The organism is Streptomyces sp. NPDC127190 (assembly GCF_042672505.1).
Lineage (GTDB): Bacteria > Actinomycetota > Actinomycetes > Streptomycetales > Streptomycetaceae > Streptomyces.
On sequence record NZ_JBHXVE010000019.1, the window covers coordinates 80,062 to 102,782 of the forward strand.

Here is a 22,721-nt window from a genome sequence, read left to right on the forward strand (position 1 = left end):
TGACCTGTGTCACGGGGCAGATGGTGATCCGCCCCGGCTCAGGCGTCCGGCCGTACGACGCCCAGGATCGGCATGGAACCGGCGCCCGCGATCGTCACCGTGCGCCCCGGGCGGGGGGCCTGGATGATCGCGCCGTCGCCGATGTAGAGGGCGACATGGCTGGCGTCGGAGAAGTAGATGATGAGGTCGCCGGGGCGCATGTCCTTGATGTCGATGTGCTTGAGCTGCCGCCACTGCTCCTGCGAGGTGCGCGGGATGGGGTGGCCGGCGGCGGCCCAGGCCTGGGAGGTCAGGCCCGAGCAGTCGTAGGCGCGCGGGCCCTCGGCGCCCCACACGTACGGCTTGCCGATCTGGGCGCCGGCGAAGGCGACGGCCTTCTCGCCCTGTGCGGAGGCCTTGCCGTGGATCTTCTTGAGGATGCCGGTGTCCAGCCAGGCGGTCTGCGCCTTCTGCGCGGCCTGCGCCTCCAGCTGGGCCAGCCGGTCCTTCTCCTTCTGCTGGAGCTGCGACTCCAGCTTCTTGGCGTCGGCGATCCGGCGCTGGATGCGCTTCTTGGCGGCGGCCTTGGCCTCGCGGTCGGCGTCCAGCTTCTTCCACTCGGCCGCGGCGGCGTCGGCGTACCCCTGCAAGGTCTTCTGGGTGCCGGTGAGTTCACCGATCAGGTGGTTCGCCGCCTGCTGTCCCTGGAGGACCAGTCCGGCGCCGTCCAGGACCTGTGCCGGGTCGTCGCTGAGCAGGAACTCGGCGGTGGGGGACACTCCGCCGGTGCGGTACTGCTCGCGGGCCGCGGCGCCCGCCTGGTTCTTCAGCTTGGCCAGCCGCTGCTGCCCCTGGTCGATCTTCTTCGCCAGCGCGACGATCGCGGCGGACTGCTTCTTCGCCTTCTCCTCGGCGGCGTTGTAGGCGTCGGTGGCGACGGCCGCGTCGTGGTACAGCTTGTCGAGCGTGGCGCGGACCTGTTCGAGGCCGGAGTCCGTGGCGGTGGAGGGGGCCGGGCTCGGCGTGCTGCTCGGCGTCGGCACCGGAGCCGCGAAGGCCGTACCGGGTGCCGCCAGGACGGTCACCGCGCAGACCACGGTCAGAGCGGCCGTGAGCAGACCGCGCTTCCCCGAACCCATACCTCGCCCCCAACTGATTTACCGTCAGTAACTTGTGGCTTGTCTGGGGGATCGTGCCACGACTGACCGCAAATCGACAGGGGGCGTGGGTGATCTCGGCTGGGTGGTGCCGGTACTGGTCCGGAACCCGGCGGGGTGATCTCGGCGGCGGGGCGGTGGTGCCGGTCCGGAACCCGGTGGGGTGATCTCGGCGGCTGGGGCGGTGATCTCAGTGGCGGGGCGCCAACGCCTCCCACGTCACCGTCACTTCGCCCTGGCGCCAGCGGGTCGGGCGGTCCGTCACCGGCCAGTCCGTGGTGAGGGCGCGGATCGTGCGGAGCCAGCGCTGGCGGGCGCCGTAGGAGGCGTAGGGGGCGGCGGCGGCCCAGGCGCGGTCGAAGTCGCGCAGGAAGGCGTGCACCGGTTCGCCCGGCACGTTCCGGTGGATCAGCGCCTTCGGCAGCCGCTCGGCGAGGTCCGAGGGTCGCTCCAGGGAGCCCAGCCGGGTCGCGAAGGTGACGGTCCGGGGCCCCTCCGGGCCGAGTGCGACCCAGACGTGCCGCCGCCCGATCTCGTCGCACGTGCCCTCGACCAGCAGCCCGCCACGCGAGCCCGCGCCCGCCGGGGCGAGCCGCGCGCACAGCCGCTCCCAGACCGCGGCGACCTGGTCCTCGTCGTACTGCCGCAGCACATTGGCGGCCCGGATGAGCAGCGGCCGGCCGGGCACCGGCACCTCGAAGCCGCCGTGCCGGAAGGCCAGCCCCTCCCGCTCGTACGGCCGTGCCGCGGCGACCCGATCCGGCTCGATCTCGATGCCGACCACGCGCGCGCGGGGGGCGACGGTACGCAGCCGGCCGAGCAGCTCCACGGCGGTCCAGGGCGCGGCGCCGTAGCCGAGGTCGACGGCCAGCGGATCGGCGGCGCGGCGCAGCTCGGCGCCGTGCTCGGCCGCGATCCAGCGGTCCATGCGGCGCAGCCGGTTGGGGTTGGTGGTCCCGCGGGTCACCGTTCCCACGACGGGGGTGCGGGTCGCTGCGCGGGCTTTCATGCGTACGAGGGTAAGGGCCGCCGGGGCGGCAGCGCGGCTCGGGTAATGATTGGGTAAAGCCGATTGATCGGGGAAGGGCGGGCCCGCATCCGCTGTTGCATCCCCTGGAGGGCGCGGTCGGTCCTCTGTGTCGGCATGTCCGCAGCAAGGAGGATCGCCACGTGAGCCAGTACGTCAGCAGGCTCGGGCGCCGCTCCCCGGCGGCCGCCCCCCGTCTGCGACTGCTTCGCAGGCCCCGCCGGGTCGCCATGCTCTCCGTGCACACCTCCCCGCTCCACCAGCCCGGCACGGGCGACGCCGGCGGCATGAACGTCTACATCGTGGAGCTGGCCCAGCGGCTGGCCGCGATCAACATCGAGGTCGAGATCTTCACCCGGGCCACCGCGGGCGGCCTGCCCCCCTCCGTCGAACTCTCCCCCGGCGTGCTGGTCCGGCATGTCGACGCGGGCCCCTACGAGGGGCTGGCCAAGGAGGACCTCCCGGCCCAGCTGTGCGCCTTCACGCACGGCGTGATGCAGGCCTGGGCCGGCCACCGCCCCGGCTACTACGACCTGGTCCACTCCCACTACTGGCTCTCCGGCCACGTCGGCTGGCTCGCCGCCCAGCGCTGGGGCGTCCCGCTCGTGCACGCCATGCACACCATGGCCAAGGTCAAGAACGCCAACCTGGCCGACGGCGACACCCCCGAGCCGGCCGCCCGGGTCATCGGCGAGACCCAGATCGTGGCCGCCGCCGACCGGCTGATCGCCAACACGGACGAGGAGGCCGAGGAACTGGTACGGCACTACTCCGCGGACCCCTCGAAGGTCGCCGTCGTCCACCCCGGCGTGAACCTCGACCGCTTCCGCCCCGCCGACGGCCGCGCCGCCGCCCGCGCCCGCCTCGACCTGCCCCAGGACGCCCTGATCCCGCTCTTCGCCGGCCGCATACAACCCCTGAAGGCCCCGGACGTACTGCTGCGCGCGGTCGCCGTGCTGCTGGACCAGCGCCCCGAGCTGCGCCGCCGTATCGTCGTCCCGGTCGTCGGCGGACCGAGCGGCAGCGGCCTCGCCAAGCCGGAGGGGCTCCAGAAGCTCGCCGCCCGGCTGGGCATCGCCGACGTCGTACGGTTCCGCCCGCCGGTCGGCCAGGAGCAGCTCGCCGACTGGTTCCGGGCCGCGTCCGTGCTGGTCATGCCGTCGTACAGCGAGTCCTTCGGGCTGGTCGCGATCGAGGCGCAGGCGACCGGCACCCCGGTGCTCGCGGCCTCCGTCGGCGGACTGCCGGTCGCCGTGCGCGACGGCGCCACCGGCTTCCTCGTCCAGGGCCACGACCCCGCCGACTACGCGCGCGTGCTGGGCCGGTTCGCCGACGACCCGGCCCTGTCCACCGTCATGGGCGAGGCCGCCGCCCGGCACGCCGAGTCCTTCGGCTGGGACACCGCGGCCGCCGCCACCGCCGACGTCTACACGGCCGCGACCCACTCCCACCGCCGTCGCGTACGCTCCCACCATGGGTGATGCGCAGAAGGCGGCCGGACAGGTGCTGGAGGAGGTCTTCGGGGAGGCCGGACTCGACTGGGAGAGCCCCGAACCCGGCACCTACGTGGTCAAGCTGCCCGGCACCCACAAACTCTCCACCACCGTCTCCTTCCTGGTGGGCCGCCACTCCCTCTCCCTGAACGCCTTCGTCATCCGCCACCCCGACGAGAACGAGCCGGCCGTGCACCGCTGGCTCCTGGAGCGCAACCTCCGGCTCTACGGCGTGAGTTACGCCGTCGACCAGCTGGGCGACGTCTACCTCACCGCCCGCATGGCCCTCTCCGCCGTCACCCCCGAGGAGATCGACCGCCTCCTCGGCCAGGTCCTGGAGGCGGCCGACGGCGCCTTCAACACCCTCCTGGAACTGGGCTTCGCCTCCGCCATCCGCAAGGAGTACGCGTGGCGGGTCTCCCGCGGGGAGTCCACCCGGAACCTGGAAGCCTTCAGCCACCTGCTGGAACGCCCGGCGGACTGACCCCGCCGCGGCCGTACCGGCCCGGGGTCACCCCGACCAGGCGCTTGAAGTGCCGGGTCAGATGGGCCTGGTCGTAGAACCCGGTGGCGGCGGCCACCGCGCCCGGCGACGTCCCGGCCAGCAGCAGCCGGCGGGCCCGCCCGACCCGCCGTGACATCAGGTACTGGTGCGGGGCGATGCCGTACGCGCCGCTGAACGCCCGCACCAGATGGGCCGGATGGGCGTGCAGCAGCCGGGCGGCCTCCTCCAGCGGGACGCCGTCCACCACCCGGGCGTCCAGCAACTCCCGCAGCCGGCACGCGAGTCCGGCGTCACGGCGAGGGTGCGGCACCTCGGGCCGCCCCCGCAGATGGTCCCGCAGCCGCTCCCCGACCAGGCTCAGCCGGCTCTCCGCCTCCAGCTCCTCACCGGGCCGGGCGAGCGCGGTGTGCAGCTGTCCCACCCGGCGCCGCAGCAGCGGGTCCCGCAGCTCGGGACCGTCCACGGCGGCCCCGATCAGCTCCTCGCCCAGCGTGCTGGTGTCCAGGTAGACGACCCGCTTGCGGAAACCGCCCGGGGTGGCGGGGGAGCCGTTGTGCGGCACGTGCGGGGGCAGCAGGGTGACGGTGTCGTGCGGGGTGCCGTGCTCGTGCCGGTCGAGGTCGTACCGTACGGCGCCGTCGTCCACGATGAGCAGCGTCCAGGCGTCGTGGACGTGCATGGGATAGGCGTACTCGGTGAAGCGGGCGTGGAAGACCTCGGTGACGCCCGGGACCCGGGGACGCCACGCGCTGACTTCCTGCCCGGCGGCCACGCAAAGAACGTACAAGACGACGCGGCGAGCCGCCCGGCAGTCTCACTCCATGACCACGCAACCCGTTCGTTTCGACACGAAGATCGCCGTACTGCTGCGCGAGGACCTGGAGCCCTGGCAGCGGCTGAACGTCACCGCGTTCCTGGTGAGCGGCCTGGGCAGCCAGGTCCCCGAAGTGATCGGGGAGCCGTACCAGGACGCGGACGGCGTGGGGTACCTGCCGATGTTCCGGCAGCCCGTGCTGGTCCTGGAGGGCACCAAGGAAGTACTGACGGCGGCGCACGGCAGGGCGCTGAGCCGTGCGCTGCCCCGCGCCGTCTTCACCGCGGACCTCTTCACGACGGGCAACGACGACGACAACCGGGCGGCCGTCCGCGCGGTCCCGACGGCCGACCTGGACCTGGTCGGGCTCGCGGTGTACGGCCCCAGGAACGGCGTCGACAAGATCCTCAAGGGCGCACATCTGCACCCCTGAGCCCCGCGGGGAGGGGCCCGGTCAGCCGTGCATCCCCGGCCGGTAGCCGCCGGCGGGCAGCCGGACCAGCACATTGACGCGGTTGTAGGTGTTGATCAGCGCGATCAGCCCGACCAGCCCGGCGAGCTGCTCCCCGTCGTAGTGCTTGGCGGCGTTGTCCCACACCTCGTCGCTGACCCCGCCGGCCGCGTCGGCGATCCGGGTGCCCTCCTCGGCCAGCTCCAGCGCGGCCCGCTCCGCGTCCGTGAACACGGTGGCCTCCCGCCAGGCGGCGACCAGGAACAGCCGGGTCGGGTCCTCCCCGGCGGCCAGGGCGTCCTTGGTGTGCATGTCGGTGCAGTACCCGCACCCGTTGATCTGACTGGCCCGAAACTTCACCAACTCCTGCGTCGCCTCCGGCACCCCGGCCTCCGCGAGCGCCTTCCCGGCGGAGTTGAGGTGCTTGAGGAACGTCCCGAGGACGGGGCTGGCGAAGAGATCGATACGAGCGTCCACTGGTGTCTCCTCCGGTGTCGTGATGCGACGTCCACCGCCGCCTACACCTCTACGACGGCCGGACCGGAGGGAATGTGACACCGGACATGGGAAACCCCCTACCGCGACAGAGCCGCAGGCAGGGGGCTTGCTCGTGGGCGGTTACTTCTTCTTGCCCTGGTTCTTGACCGCTTCGATCGCCGCCGCGGCCGCCTCGGGGTCGAGGTAGGTGCCGCCCGGGGTGACCGGCTTGAAGTCGGCGTCCAGCTCGTAGGAGAGCGGGATGCCCGTCGGGATGTTCAGGCCCGCGATGTCGGCGTCGGAGATGCCGTCCAGGTGCTTGACCAGGGCGCGCAGGCTGTTGCCGTGGGCGGCGATCAGGACCGTGCGGCCGGTCAGGAGGTCCGGGACGATCGCGTCGTACCAGTACGGGAGCATGCGGACGACGACGTCCTTCAGGCACTCCGTGCGGGGGCGCAGCTCCGGCGGGATCGTGGCGTAGCGGGCGTCGTGCGCCTGGGAGAACTCGGAGTCGTCCGACAGCGGCGGGGGCGGGGTGTCGTAGGAGCGGCGCCAGAGCATGAACTGCTCCTCGCCGAACTCGGCCAGCGTCGCCGCCTTGTCCTTGCCCTGGAGGGCGCCGTAGTGGCGCTCGTTCAGGCGCCAGCTGCGGTGGACCGGGATCCAGTGGCGGTCGGCGGCCTCCAGCGCGAGCTGGGCGGTGCGGATCGCGCGCTTCTGGAGGGACGTGTGGACCACGTCGGGCAGCAGGTCGGCGGCCTTCAGGAGCTCGCCACCGCGGACTGCCTCCTTCTCGCCCTTCTCGTTCAGGTTGACGTCCACCCAGCCGGTGAACAGGTTCTTCGCGTTCCACTCGCTCTCGCCGTGGCGGAGGAGGATCAGCTTGTACGGTGCGTCGGCCATGGGAAAGAGCCTAATCCACGCGTTCGGGACCCCGCCCGGCCCGGCCGAGGGGTGGACAGCCGGCCGGACAGTTGACGGGGTCTGTTAATCCAGTGGTCGCCCCGGCTCCCGCCTCGGTAAGTTGTGCTCGCCGCATGAGCCGCTTACAACGCCCATACCGGGGCGTTGCACACACTGGGGGTCCCGTTGATGTCCGCCGCCCGTCTCAGACGTGCCGCCAGGGAGTCCGTCGCCGGCCTCCCCCGTGAGTTCTGGTGGCTGTGGACCAGCACCCTCGTCAACCGGCTCGGCGCGTTCGTGGCCACCTTCATGGCCCTGTACCTCACCATCGACCGGGGCTACTCGGCGTCGTACGCCGGTCTCGTCGCCTCGCTGCACGGGCTGGGCGGCGTCGTCTCCGCCCTCGGCGGCGGCGTGATGGCCGACCGGCTCGGCCGGCGGCCCACCCTGCTCATCGCCCAGTCGGCGACGGCCGCCTCCGTCGCGCTGCTCGGCTTCATGACCGACCCCGTCGCCATCGCCGGCGTCGCCTTCCTCGTCGGCATGGCCTCCAACGCCTCCCGGCCGGCCGTGCAGGCGATGATGGCCGACATCGTGCGCCCCGAGGACCGCGTCCGCGCCTTCTCCCTGAACTACTGGGCCATCAACCTCGGCTTCGCCGTCTCCTCCGCGGCCGCCGGCTTCATCGCCGAGTACAGCTATCTCGCCGGGTTCCTGATCGAGGCCGGGATGACGGCCCTGTGCGCGCTCGTCGTCTTCCTCAGGGTCCCCGAGTCGCGGCCCACCGCCCAGGCGAAGGACACGGGCGGCGACGGCGTCAGCCTCGGCACCGTGCTGCGCGACGGGCGCTACATGGCCGTCGTCGGGCTGTCCTTCCTCGTCGCGCTGATCTTCCAGCAGGGTTCCGTCGGCCTGCCGGTGGCCATGGGCCGGGCCGGGTTCTCGCCCGCCGACTACGGCCTCGCCATCGCCGTCAACGGCATCCTGATCGTCGCCCTCCAGATCCCCGTCACCCGGTTCATCGAGCACCGCGACCCGCGCACCCTGCTCGTCCTCTCCTCCGTCCTCGCCGGCTACGGCTTCGGCCTCACCGCCTTCGCCGGGTCCGTCGGCGTCTTCATGCTCACCGTCTGCGTGTGGACCCTCGCCGAGATCGTCAACGCCCCGACCCAGACCGGCCTCGTGGTCCGGCTCTCGCCGGTGCACGGCCGCGGCCGCTACCAGGGCATGTACACCCTGTCCTGGTCCGTGGCCTCCCTGGTCGCACCGCTGATGTCCGGCGCGGTGATCGACCGGCTGGGCGCGGGGTGGCTGTGGGGGATGTGCGCGGCCATCGGGACGGTGACGGGGCTGGGTTACGGCGTGCTGATGCGGGGGCTGCCGGCTGAACGGCCGACGGCGCCTGCGCAGGACCGGCAGCCACGCACGTCCGAGCAGGCCGCCTGATCCGACGCCCGGTAGCTCCCTAGTGCGAGCGCCGGGCGGGGGCAGCGGTGTCATCGCGGGCCGCTGCCGCACCCGGCAGGATGGGCTCGTGCCGAAGGACCCCCCGGAATCGATGCAGCACCACCTGCGCCGGCGTCTGAACCGCCACGCCCGCGCACGCTGGCCCCACGTGGACGCCATCACGGTCCGCTTCCGCACAGGATTCGCCTACGTGGCAGCCGAGTTGCCCGGCGGAAAGAGCCTGCCGCTGTGCCGACTGCGCTTCACCGGCGTGCCGCACACCTGGGGCTTCGCCCTCTATCTGGCCGGCAACGACAGCTACCGGGACAGCCTCCTGCCCAGCGGACTGCCGGCCGGCTCCCCGGAGGAAGCCCTCGACTGCGCAGCCGAGCTCTACCTCAACGCTCTCGACCTCAACGCTCTCGCGCCCGCCATCCGGGTTCCGGCAGGACTCGTCGTCCTTGTCGGCCCACCGGCCTCGGGCAAGACCAGCTTCGTTCGGGCACTGATCGCACGCGGGCAGATCGACGCGGAAGCCGTGGTGTCCAGCGACGAGATCCGCGCGGAGCTTTTCGGCACCTCACCCGCACCAGCGGAATCCGACGCGGCGGACGCACGGATCTTCGAGGAACGTGACCGCAGGGTCGTCGCCAGGCTCGCCGCCGGACACAGCGCAATCGCCGAGTCGACGAATGTCACGCCGCAGGCACGCGCACGGCTCATCGCCATCGCCAGGCGCTTCAACGCCCCGGTGACCATGCTGCGCTTCACCCCGGACGTCACCGACCTCCTTCAGCAGTACACCGAGCGAGGCCGCAAGGACCTCACCGCCGCGGACGTCCGTGCCTACGCCGCCGTCATGGCCCGGGAGGCCGGTGCCGACCAGCTTCGCTCCGAGGGCGCAACCAGCGTCCACGATGTCCCCGGACGCCGCCAAGCGACCACGCCCAGCGAAGCCGCCGCACGCTTCTCCTTCGCCTGACACGACCGACGTGGTCCTGTGCAGCTTCTGGAGGTAGCTGAATCGAACGGCGTTGGGTCGGACAGAACGAGCCCGGAAAATCGGCCCGGCCGTACGCCCCGCCGACTTCTAGGATCCTCGGCATGGCAACGCGACTCGTGCAGATCAACATGAAGGCCCGGGACGACTCCGCGCTCGGCCGGTTCTGGGCGGAGGCACTCGGGTGGGGTGTCGACAGCGAGGGGCCCGGCGTGACCAACCTCGAACCGGTGGGCTTCGCCTACCCCGACCCCGCGGCCGTCTGCATCGACCTCATCGCCCGCCCGGAACCCAAGACGGCCAAGAACCGCGTGCACCTCGATCTGGCCACCACCTCGGCCGCCCATCAGGCCGAGGTGGTCGCGCGCCTGAAGGATCTCGGCGCGACGCCCGCCGATGTCGGCCAGGGAGACGTCCCCTGGACGGTCCTGGCCGACCCGGAAGGCAACGAGTTCTGCGTGCTGGAGCCCCGTCCGGTCTACCGGGACACCGGTCCGATCGCCGCCGTGGTGGTCGACTGCGCCGACCCGCGGCGGATGGCCCGGTTCTGGGGCGAGGCGATGGACTGGACGGTGCACGAGGTCACCGACGACCACGCGACCCTGCGCTCCGCCAAGGGCGTCGGCCCCTACCTGGAGTTCCTCCGCACCCCCGACACCAAGAGCGGGTGGAACCGCGTCCATCTCGACATCGCCCCCTACCCCGGTGACGAGATGACCGAAGAAGCGGCCCGCTTGTGCGCCCTGGGCGCCACCTACCCCGACATCGACCGGTCCGCGATCCACTGGACGGTCCTGGCCGACCCGGAAGGCAACGAGTTCTGCCTCCTCACCCCTCGCTGACAGCGGGCGCTCTTGTGCTCAGTGCGCCCTAAGCGGCCGCGGATATCGGAAGGGGCCCTTCTCTCCCGTCGGCCGTGCCTCCTCGAAGGCGCGCTGCCCGGTGGGTGCCGCCGCGGTCGGATCTCGGCCCGGTCCGGGCGTGGCGTCCGCCGAGGGGTGGTGCGAGGATCTTCACCCGGATCGGGTGACGGTGGCAGTAGCAGACGTACGAGTACCCCGGTCGATCGGTCGGGGCCGGGGCTACGGCGCTACGGAAACCGGGCATGCTCCAGTAGATCGCCAGCAGTGAGAGCAGGGCGAGTGCAATGGCCAGGACGGTCAGGACGATGGTCATGCGGTCGACGCCCAGGCCGGTCACCGGGCCGTCTCCGCTCGCTCATGGAGTTCGAACCACACAGCTTTCGACCGCGGGTGTCGGCCGCCGAAGAGCGTGATTCCCCAGCGATGTGCATGCGCCTCGACGAGGGCGAGGCCACGCCCGTGTTCGAACTCCGGGTGCCAGGGCTTGGATGCGGGCAGGGCGCACGGTTCGTTGTCGTGCACGTGGACGACCACGTGATCACTGCTCATCGAGATCTCGATGGCGATCCGCGGTGACCGGGTGTGCCGGACGGCGTTCGTGACCACCTCGGAGATGCAGAGGGTTCCCGGCGCGAGAAACCCGGGGTGCTGCGAGCCGACCAGCGTCGCGAAGAAGTCGCGCGCAATCTTCGGCGCCCGCAGGGTGTGGGGGGTGCTGAGTCTGTAGCTCTCCGCGCGAGGACCGAGGAGCGGTACGGGGGGTGGTAAGGCGGAAGCGTGCGACATCGTCGTCTCCCAACACAGTGCGGTCGCTCTTCGCACAGCGCGCCACCGTGGCCCGTCCGTCCTCCGGAGGCGCCCGCGTACAGGCGTGCAGACGGCTGCGCTGCGGATTTACTGGCGTGCTACGCGACGTTGCTGACGAAGGTACCGGATGCGTCTCACATGTTGTACGGAAGCGGCTAAACAGTTGGGCCGAGCGCGGTCGAGGTGGATCCTTCAGGGGATGGGGGTCAGACTGAGACGCGACAGGAGGGGAGTCGATGCCACCGAGGAAGGCGCCGACCGCACGGCAGCGCCGATTGGGTGCCGAGCTGCGGAAGATCCGGGAGCATGCGGGTCTCACGCTGGCTGATGCAGCAGTCCAGTTGGGCACCGACCGGACCAGCATCAGCAACGTCGAGTCCGGGCGGTTCGGCGTGAGCGGCGAACGCGTTCGTACCTGGACCACTCATTACGGCTGCTCTGACGCCGCCTACGTCGAAGCGTTGGCCGCCATCGCCGAGGAGCGGAACAAGGGTTGGTGGGAGGACTACCGCGGCGAACTGTCCGCCGGCGCTCTCGACCTGGCCGAGCTGGAGCACCACGCCATTGCGCTGCGTGCCGTGCAGATCATGCATATGCCGGGGCTGCTCCAAGCGGAGGACTACGCGCGGGCCGTGTTCGCCGAGGCGGTGCCGCCCCTGAGCGACGTGGTCCTGCGCCGCCGTCTCTCACATCGGCTGCGGCGCCGTGACGTGCTCGACCGTCCGCATCCGCCGCGATGCACGTTCCTGATCCACGAGGCCGCCCTCCGCATGCAGTTCGGGGGTCGCAAAGTCGCCCGTGCCCAGCTCGACCACCTCCTCAAGGAATCCGACCGGGACAACGTCACCGTGCGCGTGGTCCCCTTCGCCATAGGCGGTTTTCCGAACGCCGGAAGTTCGACGCTCTACGTCTACGGTCCGGTTCCGCAGCTCGACACCGTCCAGACGGACACCCCGCACGGTCCTGCGTTCCTTGACGCGGAGACGCGCCTTGCCAACTACCGGGCTGTTCTGGACCGAACCGAGGAGAGGTCGCTCGACCCGGTCAGGTCACGCGACTTCATCTATGACATAGCACGACAAGTGTGAAGGCGGGGAACCGTGGAGATCCAGTGGCAAAAATCCTCCTTCTCGACCGATTCAGAGGGCAACTGCCTGGAGGTCGCGGAGCAAGGCGACATGATCCTGGTACGAGAGAGTGACGAGCCTGGCTTGATCATCAGGACCAGCCGAGCGAAGCTCGCGGCATTCCTGGAAGGCGCCAAGGCGGGGGAGTTCGACCGCTTCGTGTAACAGGGTCGCCATCTGCGCCCGTCCCTGTCCTGCCGCCGGGGCGGGCGCAATGACGTGGTCCGCGAGAGGTCCCCGCCTCCAAGCGCCCTTGACGCCGCATCGGGCCTGCGATTCGGTTGGCGTGCAAGTGGACGCAACCGGCTTGGTTCGGGAGGGCACCATGACGCTACGGTTCCTGGGGATCTATCCCAACACCCCCAACGACGGGTCACCGACCATCTGGGTCGAGGAGGAGACGGGCGACCTGATCATCCAGTCCTGGAAGGCCGACGCCGCCACCGTCAAGCAGGCTCAGGAGGTCGGGTCCGTCCCCGGTCACACCACCGACGTCCCGGAGCACGAGACCGTGATCCGGCTTCCCGCCAACATGCTCCAGTTCATTCCGCGCTCGGAGGCAAAGCAGTGACGTCAGCAGTGCGCCAGGGGTTCGCCACTGCCCAGCACTCCGCGGTCCACTTGGAGATGCGCGACAGTTACATGACCGACGACCCGGTGTTCGTCGCCTGGAAGCAGGGACATCCGTTCGACCCGGCCGAGGAGTACCGCTCGTGGTCCGACCTGATGCGACAGGTGACCGGCCGAGGCGTGGTCGTTCGCCGCGCTCGCATCGTGTCCGAGCCTGTCAGCGACTACATCAGGTGGGAGCACTCCCTCACCGGCCCGCACAACATCGCGGCCGGTGAACAAGTCCGGTGGCTTCCCCGGCGCCGGACCACGGACCTCGCACTACCAGGCGTCGATTTCTGGCTGTTCGACGGAACGACGGTTGTCTTCAACCACTTCACCGGTGACGGCCAATGGGCAGAACCAGGCATGGAGACGGTCACTGAGCCGGCCGTGGCCAAGCTGTGCTCGACTGCCTTCGAGTCGGTGTGGGAGCGTGCCGTCCCGCACGAGCAGTACGTCATCTGACCGACCGGACACCACCCGTATGCCCAGCTCCCCGTCCTCCAGTGCGCAAGCGGCCCGCAAGGCCGTGGCCGAGCGACTCCGGGAGCTGATGCTGGACGCTGGACTCCAAGGACGGGAGCTGGCCGCCCTCTGTGGCTGGCACCCGTCCAAGACCAGCCGCATCATCAACGCCACCACGGCGCCGGCGGACGGAGACATCCGGGCATGGTGCCGGGCATGCGGAGCCGATGAGCAAGCCGACGACCTGATCGCGAAATCCCGCGCTGCCGACTCCATGTACACGGAGTGGCGTCGCATGGAGCGCACCGGGCTGCGCGCCGCCCAGGAAGCCGTCCGGCCAATCTACGAGCGGACGCAGCGGTTCCGCGTCTACTCCTCCTGGCTGCTTCCCGGCCTGCTCCAGACCCGCGCCTACACCACCGCGATCCTGTCGGCCATCCGCGACCGCCGTGGCCTGGTGGGCGACGTGGACTCGGCCGTGGACGAGCGCATGGCTCGTCAGCACGTCCTCGTCGAAGGGAACCACCGGTTCGCCTTCCTGATCGAGGAGAGTGTGCTGCGCAACGGTCTCGGAGGACCGGATGTCATGCGCGAACAGCTCGAACATCTGCTGACCACCGACCGTCGCCCCAACATCAGCATCGGCATCGTCCCCATGCAGCCGGTACGGGAGAAGGCGTGGCCGGTCGAAGGATTCTGGATCTACGACATGGCGCAGGTCAGCGTTGAACTGGTCTCCGGCTACCTGACCATCACGCAGCCCAGCGAGATCGCCATGTACGGGCGTGCATTCACCGAACTGGGCGGCATCGCTGTGCATGGCGCGAAAGCCCGTCAACTGATCAAAGACGCCGTTGGCGCTCTGGGGTGAAGACGTAGAAGTCCGTGCAATCGGCTGGAGCCCAACTCGGCTGTGCTTCTAGCGTTTTGGACACAGCACCTCGGGCTGGCGGATCACCGGGCGATTCCGGTCGAGACCTGCACTGCTGACCGCGGCAGCCCTGCCCTGCTCCCCCCTGCAGCCTCGGGGCCGCCATGTCCCGTCTACCCCCGGAGATCCGTATGTCGCTGCGTGCTGCCCTGCTTCGGAGGTCCGCGTCCGGCTCCGTTGCCGTCGACCGCGCGGGCATCACCCGGGCCGTCTATGTGACAGATGGCCACGGTCCCCTGAGCCGTGCCGTACGACGTCCGTCCCTGCTGAGGCGCCTTCCCGGAGGGCTTCGTCGTCTGCTGACCGCGCGAGGGCTGTAGGCGACGACCGCGTTTCTCCCCCACAACTCCCACCCGTGGCTGCGCCGGGTCATCACCGATCCGGCGTCTTCAAGCACCCGGCCGGGGCGCTGCTCGTTCACACCACCACGTCCCGGTCGGGTACGACCGAAGGAAGGGACCCCGCTTCATGGGAAAACAGCCTCAACCGCCGCCGCCGGAACCTCCGAAGCCGTCCGGTCCACGGCCGGCGGACCGGACTCTCAGCCGTACCTGATCAGCAGCAAGATGCGATCTGAGAACTTCCGCACCACCAACTGGACATGACGACAAGGAGGACCGCAATGGGATGGGGAACCGGCAAGGGCGGATCTGGCGGCGACGGCAAGCACGCCGGCGGCAAGGACCCGGGGACGTCGAAGCCGTCCTCGGACACCAGCCAGCCGAAGCCCGACCCGAAGCACAAGAAGGGCTGACCTTCGGCATGTGCGCCATGAGCACCGAGGAGCAGGCCGCTGCCCGTGGCCTGCTCCGCGCCGTCTCGGAAGGACTCGGCCCCCTTGGGCCCGAGCTGGAGGCAGCCTTTCAGCGCGCCCCGCGACACGCGTTTCTGCCCCGCCTGGTGTGGCTGGACGGTGAAGGCGATTGGATGCCCTGCGACCGTGCGCTGGATCCCGCGCGCTGGCTGGCGGCCGCCTACGCCGACGCTCCGGTCGTCACCCAGGTCAACGACGGCCGGGTCCCCGAAGGCGGGGAGGTGTGGCCGTCATCGTCCGCGTCGGCCCCGTCGATCGTGTTCCGCATGCTCCGGATGCTCGACCTGCACCCTGCGCACAGGGTCCTGGAGATCGGCACCGGTACGGGTTGGAATGCTGGTCTTCTCGCTGCCCTGGTCGGGGAGGAGAACGTGACGACCGTGGACGTGGACCCGGCGCTCACCGCGGCGGCGGCACGCTCGCTGAAGGCCCTCACTCTCCAGCCGGAGGTGAAAGCGGCGGACGGCGCAGGCGGGTTCCTGCCGTCGGCACCGTACGACAGGGTCATCGCCACGTGCTCCGTGCGCCGCCTGCCCTACGCGTGGGTGGAGCAGACCCGGCCCGGTGGGCTCGTCCTCACTCCCTGGGAAACGCCGTGGCTCTGCTACGGGCTGCTGCGCCTGCACGTGGGCGGCGATGGGATCGCCTCGGGCCGCTTCTCCCCGCACTCCGCTTTCATGCTGATGCGCGGACAGCGCACGGACCTGCGGATCTACCGCGACGTGGTGCGGGACGAACACCAGCCGGTCGAGTCGAGGTCGGGACTGGACCCGTCGCTCGTCGCCGGGCAGGACACCGCAGCACAGTTCGCCGTCGGTCTGCGGCTGCCGGACGTATGGCACGCCTGGCACGAGCGGCCGGACGTGCCGGGTGTCGTGGTCCGCCTGTGGCTGGCGACCACGGATACCGCGTCGTGGGCCGCCGTCGACTGGGACGGCGTCCGCGGCACCGACCGGTACACCGTCTGGCAGTACGGTCCCCGCCGCCTCTGGGACGAGGTGGAGGCGTCGTATGCGTGGTGGGTGGAGCGAGGGCGCCCCACAGCCGAGCGGTTCGGGCTCACGATCACGCCCGAGGGGCAGCGGGCATGGTTGGACGACCCCGGTCGGTCCTGGACTGCGTGAGCGTGATCAGTTGAAAGGTGAATGGAGTCCCGGTGTGCCGATCGGACCAGCCAGGGAACCCGTTCTCTGTGACCGGGGAACCCGTCGGCTGGCCGACAGCCCCACGGCCCCGAATCCCGTCCCGGGGCCGATACTGATGGATCATGTCTGCTGAGAGCGCGTCACGACGGGGGTGTTGACCATGCCGCCGGAGGAGCCCGAGTCGCAGGCCGGAGGCGCTGGGCCGTCCGACGCCCGGGCGCGGCTGCGGGTCACCGAGACGCTGGCCGCCGCGGCGCGCGGAGCCCTGGGTCCGGAGCAGGTTCCGGGCGCGCTGTGCGCGGCCTGCGTGGGGCTGCTGCCCGTCACCGGCGCCTCCGTGTCGATCTCGGGCGGCAAGGGCGTACGCCTCACCTGGTGCGCCAGCGACGGGACCGCCGCACGCCTGGCCGAGCTTCAGTACACCATCGGCGACGGCCCCTGCCAGAGCGCGCTCGACCAGGGCGCCCCGGTCCTCGCCGCCGACCTCACCGACGGCCCCGACGCCGGCCGCTGGCCGATCTTCGCGCAGGAGGCCGTGGGCCTCGGCGTCCGTGCCGTGTTCTCCCTGCCGCTCGGTGTCAGCGGCGCGGCCATCGGCACCCTCGACCTGTACAGCCACCGGGTGGGCGGCCTGGGCGAGTCGGACCTGCGGATCGCGGCGTGGGTGCGGGACGCGGTCACCTACGCGCTGATGGGTCTCCAGACCGCCGCCCCCGACCTCACCGCGGAGGCGGCGGACGACGGTGTGGCCACCTGGGTGGCCGCGTCCGAGGCCGACCACACCGAGGTCTACCAGGCGGTCGGCATGGTGATGGTGCAGCTCGACGTGGACCCCGAGCAGGCGCTGGACCTGCTGCGGGCCCATGCGTACGCCGAGAGCCGCACGGTCAGCCAGGTGGCCCGGGACGTCCTCGCCCGCAGACTCCGCTTCCAACCGGAGCCGCTGGGCCCGGGCGGCGACGGCGGGGGCGCGGACACGGGTGCGCAGGGGAGCGGTGGAGAATCCGCCGTGGACGGGGTGCGGGATCCGGACGACGGCCCGCAGGACCCCGACGACGACCGCGGTGACGAGGGAAGGGACGGTGCACGGTGATGATCCGTGAACAACAGCTCGCCGAAGCACTCGTCGGGCTGGCCGACTTCCTGGCCGACGACGTCGACCCGGTCGTCCTGGGCGAACGGCTGGCACGGCACTGCATCCAGCTGACCGGTGCCGACGCCGCCGGGATGATGGTGCTCTCCGCCCGGGGCGGCCTGCGCCCGCTGGCCGTCACCGAGGAGGAGGCCGCCCTCCTGGAGCTCTTCCAGCTCCAGGCCGACGAGGGCCCCTGCCTGGACTGCTTCCACGAGGGGCGGCGCATCGACGCCCCGGCGCTGGCGGACAGCAGCGACCGGTGGCCCCAGGTCGCCCCGTTCGCCCTGCGCCAGGGCTACCGCTCCCTGCACGCCCTGCCGCTGCGCGTCCACGGTCAGCCCATCGGCGCGGTGAACCTCCTGCTCCGCACGCCCGGCGGGCTGCCCCCGCTGGACCTGGAGCTGGGCCAGGCACTCGCCGACGTGACGTCCGTGGCCCTGGTCAACTGGACCCCCCGACCGCTGCGCCCCACCGACGTCGCCACCCGGGTGCAGGCCGCCCTCGCCAAGGCGGCCGTCGACGTGGCCACCGGCATGCTCGCCGCGGCCGGCGACCTCACCCTGCCCGCCGCCCGAACCGCCCTGACCGCCTACGCCGACCGCCACCACCGGCGCGTGGTGGACATCGCCCGCACCCTGGTCGACCGCACGCTGAGCCCGAGGGACCTGCTGGCCGGGGCAGGGGCCTGACGGCCCACTTCCTGGTGAACGTCCCGCGGCTACGCTGGCAGGTGGGCCGCCCCGGGGACCCGATGATGCCCGGGACTCACAGGCAGGGGGCCCGCCATGTCGTCGTACTTCACCTGCCGGACCCTGGTGGATCTGGCCCTTCCGGGCCTGCCGACGGGCAGGCTGACCGTGCTCGCCCTGTGCGGCGACGACGACGCCGGTGCCGAACTGGACGCGGCACTCTCGGCCACCGGCCCCACCCAGCTGGTCCTCGATCTGAGCAGTCTGCGCCGGCTGTCCCCGGCGGGCGCCGCGCTGCTGCACCGCTTCACCGCCCCGCCCGGCCGGCGCCTGTTCCTGGCCGGCTGCACCGCCGGGGTCACGGCCGTACTCGACCGGGCCCGGCCGCTCGATGCCGCCGGGCCCGAGCTGTACCCGACCGTCCCGGACGCCCTCGGCGCGGTCATCGGGGCGGCCGCCGCCGCGGGGCCGGTGGCGATCGGTCCGCAGCTGCGGCCGCGCGCCCTGGAGCTGCGGCACACCCTGGCCGCCCGTGCCCTCGTCGCCCAAGCGCAGGGGCTGCTCATGGAGCGGTACGGCCTGCCGGATGCGCAGGTAGCGGACGCGCTGCTGCGCGCGGTCGGCCGGGCGCACGGGCTCGCACCGGCGGGGCTGGCGGTGGCCCTCGTACACGCACCGCCGCCGCGCCCCGGCGAGCCGTGGTTCCCCGGCGGCCGGCGGAGCGACCCACCCCCGGTCGGCTTCCTCCCACCCAACCGGTCGGCACCAGCGCATGTGCCCACGCCTGCGTCCGTGCCGCCGCTTTCCCGCTTTCTCGCCGCGCTGCGGGACGCCGCCTGCGCCATCGCCCACACCGACATGGCGAACGTGCAGCTCATCGACGCCGGTGACAACACCCTCCGGCTGGAGTCCCACTGCGGTTTCCCCGCCGAGTTCGTGCGCTTCTTCGCGGTGATCGACGACACCGGTACGGCCTGCGGCCAGGCCGCGCGCAAGAGGCAACGGGTCGTCATCGAGGACGTCGCCACCGCGCCGGTCTACGACGAGGCCAGCCGCGCCGTCATGCTCGCCGCGCACAGCCGCTCGCTCCAGTGCACGCCCATCCCGGGCCCCGCCGGCCGGCCGCAGGGCGCCTTCTCCACCCATCACCACCAGCCGGGGCACACCTACACCGAGGCGGAACTCGGCGCGCTGGACACCGTCGCCCGGGAGGCCGGGGCGTGGCTGGACTGGTACCGGGAGACCACTGTCCAGGAGGCGCTGGCGGATCTGCACCGGCGAGCCGCAACGCACTGACAACAGAAAAGGCCGGTGTGAATCGAGTTCACGCCCGATCCACACCGGCCACAGTCGACCGTGCTCAGCCGCACTGGCAGGGGCTGCCCGACTGGCACCCGCAGCCGCATCCGGAGCCGCAGCCGCACGCGCCGAACAGCGGCAGGCTCCTGATCTCGGCGGGCTGCTCGGTGTCGCGCTCCTGCGTGGGATCGGGCGTGGTGCTGGGGGATTCGGCCATGGGTCCCTCCTGGACGCTGGGGCAGGGATGCCCTCGTCCATTGCATGCCCGTTCCGCCGGGCGCATCAACGGCGCACGGAGGCGCCCCCGCGCCCCCGCCCGCCGCCGGACCGCACCCCACCGAGCCGCATCCCACCAGACCGGCACCGGCCGGACCGCACCCCGCCGGACCGCACCCACCAGACCGGCACCGGCCGGACCGCACCCCACCGAGCCGCATCCCGCCGGACCGCACCCCGCCGGACCGCATCCCACCAGACCGGCACCGGCCGGACCGCACCCCACCGAGCCGCATCCCGCCGGACCGCACCCGGCCGGACCGCACCCCACCGAGCCGCATCCCACCAGACCGGCACCGGCCGGACCGCACCCCGCCGGACCGCACCCGGCCCGGGATCACGCCCCCTCGGGGCCCGCCACCGGCTGGATGGTGTCCTGCTGGAGCTCGTCCGCGTGCTCACCGGTGACCAGGTAGACGACGCGCTTGGCGACGGCCACGGCGTGGTCGGCGTACCGCTCGTAGTAGCGGCCGAGCAGCGTGACGTCGACGGCCGTCTCGATGCCGTGCTTCCAGCGCTCGTCGATCAGGTGCTGGAAGAGGGTGCGGTGCAGCAGGTCCATCTCGTCGTCGTCCTGCTCCAGCTGGAGCGCGAGGTCGACGTCCTTCGTGACGATCACCTCGGCCGCCTTCGCCATCAGGCGCTGCGCGAGCTGGCCCATCTCCAGGATGGTGGCGTGCAGGTCGTGCGGGATGGTGCGCTGCGGGAAGCGCAGCCGGGCCAGCTTCGCCACGTGCTGGGCGAGGTCGCCGGCCCGCTCCAGGTCGGCCGACATGCGCAGGGAGGTGACGACGATCCGCAGGTCCGTCGCCACGGGCTGCTGCCGCGCCAGCAGGGCTATCGCCCGGGCCTCCAGCTCGTGCTGGAGCTCGTCGACCTTCTGGTCCGCCTCGATCACGCTCTCGGCCAGCTTCAGGTCGGCGTCGAGAATGGCGGTCGTGGCGCGCCCGATCGCCGACCCGACCAGCCGGGCCATCTCCACCAGGCTGTCGCCGATCGAGTCCAGTTCCTCGTGGTACGCGTCCCGCATCAGGCTTTCCCTCTCGTACGTGTGCTCAGGGGTTCCGGGTGACCCCCGACGGTCCCCACCTTTCCCAACGCTCCCACGTTCTGCCCCGTACGCGTCCGTTTCCGCCACCCCGAATGAACCAGGACCGGCCCCCAGGTGAACTCTGGGCGACGAGTGTTCGAGGTCGCACTGCGACGGCTGTGGTCATGTCGTACGCCATGCCTAACCTGGAGGCATGGACGTGAACGCGGCGGTCGCCGCAGCGGCAGCGATCGCCGGGGTACTGACCGGTGTCATCGCCATGCTGGCGTTCCGCTGGAGCGAACGCGACCAGAAGCGACCGACCAGGACTTCCTTGCACACTGACCCCGTACTCCCGCCCGGCGTGGACACCGTGCTGTCCGTGCTCCGCTCCTCCGCCGTCGTGCTCGACGAGGCCGACGCCGTCGTCAAGGCCAGCTCCGCCGCCTACGCCCTCGGGCTGGTCCGCGGCGGCAAGCTCTCGGTGGAGCCGATGCTCCAGATGGCCCGCGACACCCGCAGAGACGGCGAGATACGCCAGGTCGAACTGGATCTGCCCCGGCGCGGCACCGGGCGCGGCGAGGCCCTCGCGGTCTCCGCGCGCGTGGCCCCGCTCGGCTCCCGCCTGGTCCTGCTGCTGGTCGAGGACCTGACGGAGGCCCGCCGGATCGAGGCGGTGCGCCGCGACTTCGTGGCCAACGTCAGCCATGAGCTGAAGACCCCGGTGGGCGCGCTCTCCCTGCTCTCCGAGGCCGTGATGGACGCCTCCGACGACCCCGAGGCCGTACAGCGCTTCGCGGGCCGGATGCAGATCGAGGCGACCCGGCTGACCAACCTGGTCCAGGAGCTGATCGACCTCTCCCGGGTGCAGAACGACGACCCGCTGGAGGACGCCGAGCCCGTCGGCGTGGACGAGCTGGTCGCCGAGGCGATGGACCGCTGCCGCCACCAGGCGGGCGCCAAGCAGATCACCATGGCCGCCGGCGGCACGGCCGACCTGCGCGTCTGGGGCAACCGCGGCCAGCTGGCCGCCGCCCTCGGCAACCTGGTCGAGAACGCCGTCAACTACTCCCCGGCCCGCACCCGCGTCGGCATCGCCGCCCGCAGGGTGGCCGCGCCCGGCGGCGACCTGATCGAGATCGCCGTGACCGACCAGGGCATCGGCATCTCCGACAAGGACAAGGAGCGCATCTTCGAGCGCTTCTACCGCGTCGACCCGGCCCGCTCCCGGGCCACCGGCGGCACCGGCCTGGGGCTCGCCATCGTCAAGCACGTGGTCGCCTCGCACGGCGGGGAGGTCACGGTCTGGAGCGCGGAGGGCCAGGGCTCCACCTTCACGCTTCGGCTGCCGGAGGCGGCCGCGGCCCGCGACCGCGCCCAGCAGCACCCCGACCTCGATGACGAGGCGGGCACCGATCCATCCCCGTACGAACCGCTTCCCGCCCCGGAGGTCCTTCCGTGACCCGAGTGCTCGTCGTCGAGGACGAGGAGTCCTTCTCCGACGCCCTGTCGTACATGCTGCGCAAGGAGGGCTTCGAGGTCGCCGTGGCCGCGACCGGCCCCGACGGACTCGACGAGTTCGAGCGCAACGGCGCCGACCTCGTCCTCCTCGACCTGATGCTGCCGGGGCTGCCCGGCACGGAGGTGTGCCGGCAGCTGCGCGGCCGCTCCAACGTCCCCGTGATCATGGTGACGGCCAAGGACAGCGAGATCGACAAGGTCGTCGGCCTGGAGATAGGAGCCGACGACTACGTCACCAAGCCCTTCTCCTCCCGTGAGCTGGTGGCCCGTATCCGTGCCGTGCTGCGCCGCCGCGGCGAGCCGGAGGAGGTCACCCCGGCCGCGCTGGAGGCGGGCCCGGTCCGGATGGACGTCGACCGCCATGTGGTGACGGTGGCGGGCGCCAAGGTCGACCTCCCCCTGAAGGAGTTCGACCTGCTGGAGATGCTGCTGCGCAACGCCGGCCGGGTGCTGACCCGGATGCAGCTCATCGACCGGGTGTGGGGCGCCGACTACGTGGGCGACACCAAGACGCTCGACGTCCACGTCAAGCGCCTCCGCGCCAAGATCGAGCCGGACCCGGGGGCGCCGAGGTACCTGGTGACGGTCCGCGGCCTGGGCTACAAGTTCGAGCCGTAAAGAGCCCTAAGAGGGTAGTAAGCGTACGAAGAGGGGGGCGGCCCCCGGCCGCGGGGGGGCCCGGGGGGGAGCGCGGGTTCGCCCAGCGGCGCGGGGGGGGGGGCGGCGCGCAGCCAGAGGGCGCCCGGGTCCAGCGC

General features: G+C 71.6%; 26 protein-coding genes. 18 read left to right on the top strand and 8 right to left on the bottom strand.

Annotation, left to right across the window (positions count from 1 at the left end; translation table 11 throughout):
• Positions 1-38 precede the first annotated feature (38 nt).
• Together ACFVIU_RS26735 and ACFVIU_RS26740 are read right to left on the bottom strand one after the other, a co-directional pair.
• Positions 39-1,118 (bottom strand): NlpC/P60 family protein, encoded by a 1,080-nt coding sequence (locus ACFVIU_RS26735; RefSeq protein ID WP_385845558.1) that lies wholly within the window; start codon positions 1,116-1,118, stop codon positions 39-41.
• 208 nt (positions 1,119-1,326) lie between these two features.
• The gene (locus ACFVIU_RS26740; RefSeq protein ID WP_385845559.1) at positions 1,327-2,145 is read right to left on the bottom strand and encodes a class I SAM-dependent methyltransferase; all 819 of its coding nucleotides are present in this window, start codon (positions 2,143-2,145) and stop codon (positions 1,327-1,329) included.
• Between the two features lie 161 nt (positions 2,146-2,306).
• Between ACFVIU_RS26740 and mshA the strand changes: the two genes are divergently transcribed.
• Both mshA and ACFVIU_RS26750 read left to right on the top strand, forming a co-directional pair.
• The gene (gene mshA, locus ACFVIU_RS26745) at positions 2,307-3,644 is read left to right on the top strand and encodes a D-inositol-3-phosphate glycosyltransferase (RefSeq protein ID WP_385845560.1); all 1,338 of its coding nucleotides are present in this window, start codon (positions 2,307-2,309) and stop codon (positions 3,642-3,644) included.
• Positions 3,637-4,140 (top strand): YbjN domain-containing protein, encoded by a 504-nt coding sequence (locus ACFVIU_RS26750; RefSeq protein ID WP_385845561.1) that lies wholly within the window; start codon positions 3,637-3,639, stop codon positions 4,138-4,140. Before mshA ends, ACFVIU_RS26750 begins: the two co-directional genes overlap by 8 nt.
• Here the strand turns inward: ACFVIU_RS26750 and ACFVIU_RS26755 are convergent.
• Positions 4,109-4,933: an AraC family transcriptional regulator gene (locus tag ACFVIU_RS26755; RefSeq protein WP_385845562.1), complete on the bottom strand. Its 825-nt coding sequence runs from the start codon at positions 4,931-4,933 to the stop codon at positions 4,109-4,111. The genes ACFVIU_RS26750 and ACFVIU_RS26755 overlap by 32 nt on opposite strands.
• Before the next feature lie 49 nt (positions 4,934-4,982).
• Between ACFVIU_RS26755 and ACFVIU_RS26760 the strand changes: the two genes are divergently transcribed.
• On the top strand, positions 4,983-5,408 hold the full coding sequence (locus ACFVIU_RS26760) for a DUF2000 family protein (protein ID WP_385845563.1): 426 nt from the start codon (positions 4,983-4,985) through the stop codon (positions 5,406-5,408).
• Positions 5,409-5,429: 21 nt separating this feature from the next.
• On the opposite strand, the gene ACFVIU_RS26765 is transcribed toward ACFVIU_RS26760, so the two are convergent.
• On the bottom strand, positions 5,430-5,903 hold the full coding sequence (locus tag ACFVIU_RS26765) for a carboxymuconolactone decarboxylase family protein (protein WP_385845564.1): 474 nt from the start codon (positions 5,901-5,903) through the stop codon (positions 5,430-5,432).
• A 141-nt stretch (positions 5,904-6,044) separates the two neighbouring features.
• Positions 6,045-6,806 (bottom strand): phosphoglyceromutase, encoded by a 762-nt coding sequence (locus tag ACFVIU_RS26770; RefSeq protein ID WP_385845565.1) that lies wholly within the window; start codon positions 6,804-6,806, stop codon positions 6,045-6,047.
• 189 nt (positions 6,807-6,995) lie between these two features.
• Here ACFVIU_RS26770 and ACFVIU_RS26775 point away from each other — a divergent pair, with 189 nt between their 5' ends.
• From ACFVIU_RS26775 to ACFVIU_RS26785, 3 genes are all read left to right on the top strand, one after another.
• Positions 6,996-8,252, top strand: coding sequence for an MDR family MFS transporter (locus ACFVIU_RS26775; RefSeq protein WP_385845566.1), 1,257 nt, complete (start codon positions 6,996-6,998; stop codon positions 8,250-8,252).
• An 88-nt stretch (positions 8,253-8,340) separates the two neighbouring features.
• The gene (locus ACFVIU_RS26780; protein ID WP_385845568.1) at positions 8,341-9,234 is read left to right on the top strand and encodes an AAA family ATPase; all 894 of its coding nucleotides are present in this window, start codon (positions 8,341-8,343) and stop codon (positions 9,232-9,234) included.
• A 122-nt stretch (positions 9,235-9,356) separates the two neighbouring features.
• A complete protein-coding gene (locus ACFVIU_RS26785) occupies positions 9,357-10,094 on the top strand; it encodes a VOC family protein (protein WP_385845569.1) in 738 nt (245 codons plus the stop codon).
• A gap of 354 nt (positions 10,095-10,448) precedes the next feature.
• Here the strand turns inward: ACFVIU_RS26785 and ACFVIU_RS26790 are convergent, their stop codons facing one another.
• Complete coding sequence (locus ACFVIU_RS26790) at positions 10,449-10,901, bottom strand: ATP-binding protein (RefSeq protein WP_385845570.1); 453 nt, start codon at positions 10,899-10,901, stop codon at positions 10,449-10,451.
• 257 nt (positions 10,902-11,158) lie between these two features.
• On the opposite strand from ACFVIU_RS26790, the gene ACFVIU_RS26795 reads away from it, so the two are divergent.
• The 10 genes from ACFVIU_RS26795 (at position 11,159) to ACFVIU_RS26840 (ending at position 19,136) form a co-directional block, all read left to right on the top strand.
• Positions 11,159-12,010, top strand: a complete 852-nt coding sequence (locus tag ACFVIU_RS26795) for a Scr1 family TA system antitoxin-like transcriptional regulator (protein ID WP_385845571.1) — start codon at positions 11,159-11,161, stop codon at positions 12,008-12,010.
• A gap of 12 nt (positions 12,011-12,022) precedes the next feature.
• Positions 12,023-12,214 (top strand): DUF397 domain-containing protein, encoded by a 192-nt coding sequence (locus tag ACFVIU_RS26800; protein WP_385845572.1) that lies wholly within the window; start codon positions 12,023-12,025, stop codon positions 12,212-12,214.
• 160 nt (positions 12,215-12,374) lie between these two features.
• Entirely contained in the window at positions 12,375-12,620 is a 246-nt protein-coding gene (locus ACFVIU_RS26805; protein ID WP_385845574.1) for a hypothetical protein, read from the top strand.
• Positions 12,617-13,126 (top strand): DUF6879 family protein, encoded by a 510-nt coding sequence (locus tag ACFVIU_RS26810; RefSeq protein WP_385845575.1) that lies wholly within the window; start codon positions 12,617-12,619, stop codon positions 13,124-13,126. Before ACFVIU_RS26805 ends, ACFVIU_RS26810 begins: the two co-directional genes overlap by 4 nt.
• Before the next feature lie 19 nt (positions 13,127-13,145).
• The gene (locus tag ACFVIU_RS26815) at positions 13,146-13,997 is read left to right on the top strand and encodes a helix-turn-helix domain-containing protein (protein ID WP_385845576.1); all 852 of its coding nucleotides are present in this window, start codon (positions 13,146-13,148) and stop codon (positions 13,995-13,997) included.
• 682 nt (positions 13,998-14,679) lie between these two features.
• Positions 14,680-14,811: a hypothetical protein gene (locus ACFVIU_RS26820; RefSeq protein WP_279616581.1), complete on the top strand. Its 132-nt coding sequence runs from the start codon at positions 14,680-14,682 to the stop codon at positions 14,809-14,811.
• 173 nt (positions 14,812-14,984) lie between these two features.
• Positions 14,985-15,995, top strand: a complete 1,011-nt coding sequence (locus ACFVIU_RS26825; protein WP_385845578.1) for a methyltransferase domain-containing protein — start codon at positions 14,985-14,987, stop codon at positions 15,993-15,995.
• A gap of 181 nt (positions 15,996-16,176) precedes the next feature.
• Positions 16,177-17,109, top strand: a complete 933-nt coding sequence (locus ACFVIU_RS26830; protein WP_385845579.1) for a GAF and ANTAR domain-containing protein — start codon at positions 16,177-16,179, stop codon at positions 17,107-17,109.
• The gene (locus ACFVIU_RS26835; protein ID WP_385845581.1) at positions 17,109-17,840 is read left to right on the top strand and encodes a GAF domain-containing protein; all 732 of its coding nucleotides are present in this window, start codon (positions 17,109-17,111) and stop codon (positions 17,838-17,840) included. Before ACFVIU_RS26830 ends, ACFVIU_RS26835 begins: the two co-directional genes overlap by 1 nt.
• A 96-nt stretch (positions 17,841-17,936) precedes the next feature.
• Positions 17,937-19,136, top strand: a complete 1,200-nt coding sequence (locus tag ACFVIU_RS26840) for a GAF domain-containing protein (RefSeq protein WP_385845582.1) — start codon at positions 17,937-17,939, stop codon at positions 19,134-19,136.
• A gap of 64 nt (positions 19,137-19,200) precedes the next feature.
• Here ACFVIU_RS26840 and ACFVIU_RS26845 read toward each other — a convergent pair whose 3' ends face one another.
• Positions 19,201-19,356, bottom strand: coding sequence for a hypothetical protein (locus ACFVIU_RS26845; RefSeq protein ID WP_385845583.1), 156 nt, complete (start codon positions 19,354-19,356; stop codon positions 19,201-19,203).
• A 396-nt stretch (positions 19,357-19,752) separates the two neighbouring features.
• Positions 19,753-20,445, bottom strand: coding sequence for a phosphate signaling complex protein PhoU (gene phoU / locus ACFVIU_RS26850; RefSeq protein WP_385845585.1), 693 nt, complete (start codon positions 20,443-20,445; stop codon positions 19,753-19,755).
• Between the two features lie 214 nt (positions 20,446-20,659).
• On the opposite strand from phoU, the gene ACFVIU_RS26855 reads away from it, so the two are divergent.
• On the top strand, positions 20,660-21,907 hold the full coding sequence (locus tag ACFVIU_RS26855; protein WP_385845586.1) for a sensor histidine kinase: 1,248 nt from the start codon (positions 20,660-20,662) through the stop codon (positions 21,905-21,907).
• The gene (locus ACFVIU_RS26860) at positions 21,904-22,584 is read left to right on the top strand and encodes a response regulator transcription factor (protein WP_046419660.1); all 681 of its coding nucleotides are present in this window, start codon (positions 21,904-21,906) and stop codon (positions 22,582-22,584) included. The genes ACFVIU_RS26855 and ACFVIU_RS26860 overlap by 4 nt, the downstream gene beginning before the upstream one ends.
• Positions 22,585-22,721 lie beyond the last annotated feature (137 nt).

Coding starts and splice junctions, on each gene's coding strand:
- ACFVIU_RS26750 (WP_385845561.1), top strand. CDS start 3,637: ATGGGTGATGCGCAGAAGGCGGCCGGACAGGTGCTGGAGGAGGTCTTC.
- ACFVIU_RS26845 (WP_385845583.1), bottom strand. CDS start 19,356: ATGGCCGAATCCCCCAGCACCACGCCCGATCCCACGCAGGAGCGCGAC.
- ACFVIU_RS26795 (WP_385845571.1), top strand. CDS start 11,159: ATGCCACCGAGGAAGGCGCCGACCGCACGGCAGCGCCGATTGGGTGCC.
- ACFVIU_RS26855 (WP_385845586.1), top strand. CDS start 20,660: ATGGACGTGAACGCGGCGGTCGCCGCAGCGGCAGCGATCGCCGGGGTA.
- ACFVIU_RS26840 (WP_385845582.1), top strand. CDS start 17,937: ATGTCGTCGTACTTCACCTGCCGGACCCTGGTGGATCTGGCCCTTCCG.
- phoU (WP_385845585.1), bottom strand. CDS start 20,445: ATGCGGGACGCGTACCACGAGGAACTGGACTCGATCGGCGACAGCCTG.
- ACFVIU_RS26825 (WP_385845578.1), top strand. CDS start 14,985: ATGCCCTGCGACCGTGCGCTGGATCCCGCGCGCTGGCTGGCGGCCGCC.
- ACFVIU_RS26785 (WP_385845569.1), top strand. CDS start 9,357: ATGGCAACGCGACTCGTGCAGATCAACATGAAGGCCCGGGACGACTCC.
- ACFVIU_RS26835 (WP_385845581.1), top strand. CDS start 17,109: ATGATCCGTGAACAACAGCTCGCCGAAGCACTCGTCGGGCTGGCCGAC.
- ACFVIU_RS26805 (WP_385845574.1), top strand. CDS start 12,375: ATGACGCTACGGTTCCTGGGGATCTATCCCAACACCCCCAACGACGGG.
- ACFVIU_RS26740 (WP_385845559.1), bottom strand. CDS start 2,145: ATGAAAGCCCGCGCAGCGACCCGCACCCCCGTCGTGGGAACGGTGACC.
- ACFVIU_RS26820 (WP_279616581.1), top strand. CDS start 14,680: ATGGGATGGGGAACCGGCAAGGGCGGATCTGGCGGCGACGGCAAGCAC.
- ACFVIU_RS26815 (WP_385845576.1), top strand. CDS start 13,146: ATGCCCAGCTCCCCGTCCTCCAGTGCGCAAGCGGCCCGCAAGGCCGTG.
- ACFVIU_RS26830 (WP_385845579.1), top strand. CDS start 16,177: ATGCCGCCGGAGGAGCCCGAGTCGCAGGCCGGAGGCGCTGGGCCGTCC.
- ACFVIU_RS26775 (WP_385845566.1), top strand. CDS start 6,996: ATGTCCGCCGCCCGTCTCAGACGTGCCGCCAGGGAGTCCGTCGCCGGC.
- ACFVIU_RS26760 (WP_385845563.1), top strand. CDS start 4,983: ATGACCACGCAACCCGTTCGTTTCGACACGAAGATCGCCGTACTGCTG.
- ACFVIU_RS26735 (WP_385845558.1), bottom strand. CDS start 1,118: ATGGGTTCGGGGAAGCGCGGTCTGCTCACGGCCGCTCTGACCGTGGTC.
- ACFVIU_RS26790 (WP_385845570.1), bottom strand. CDS start 10,901: ATGTCGCACGCTTCCGCCTTACCACCCCCCGTACCGCTCCTCGGTCCT.
- ACFVIU_RS26770 (WP_385845565.1), bottom strand. CDS start 6,806: ATGGCCGACGCACCGTACAAGCTGATCCTCCTCCGCCACGGCGAGAGC.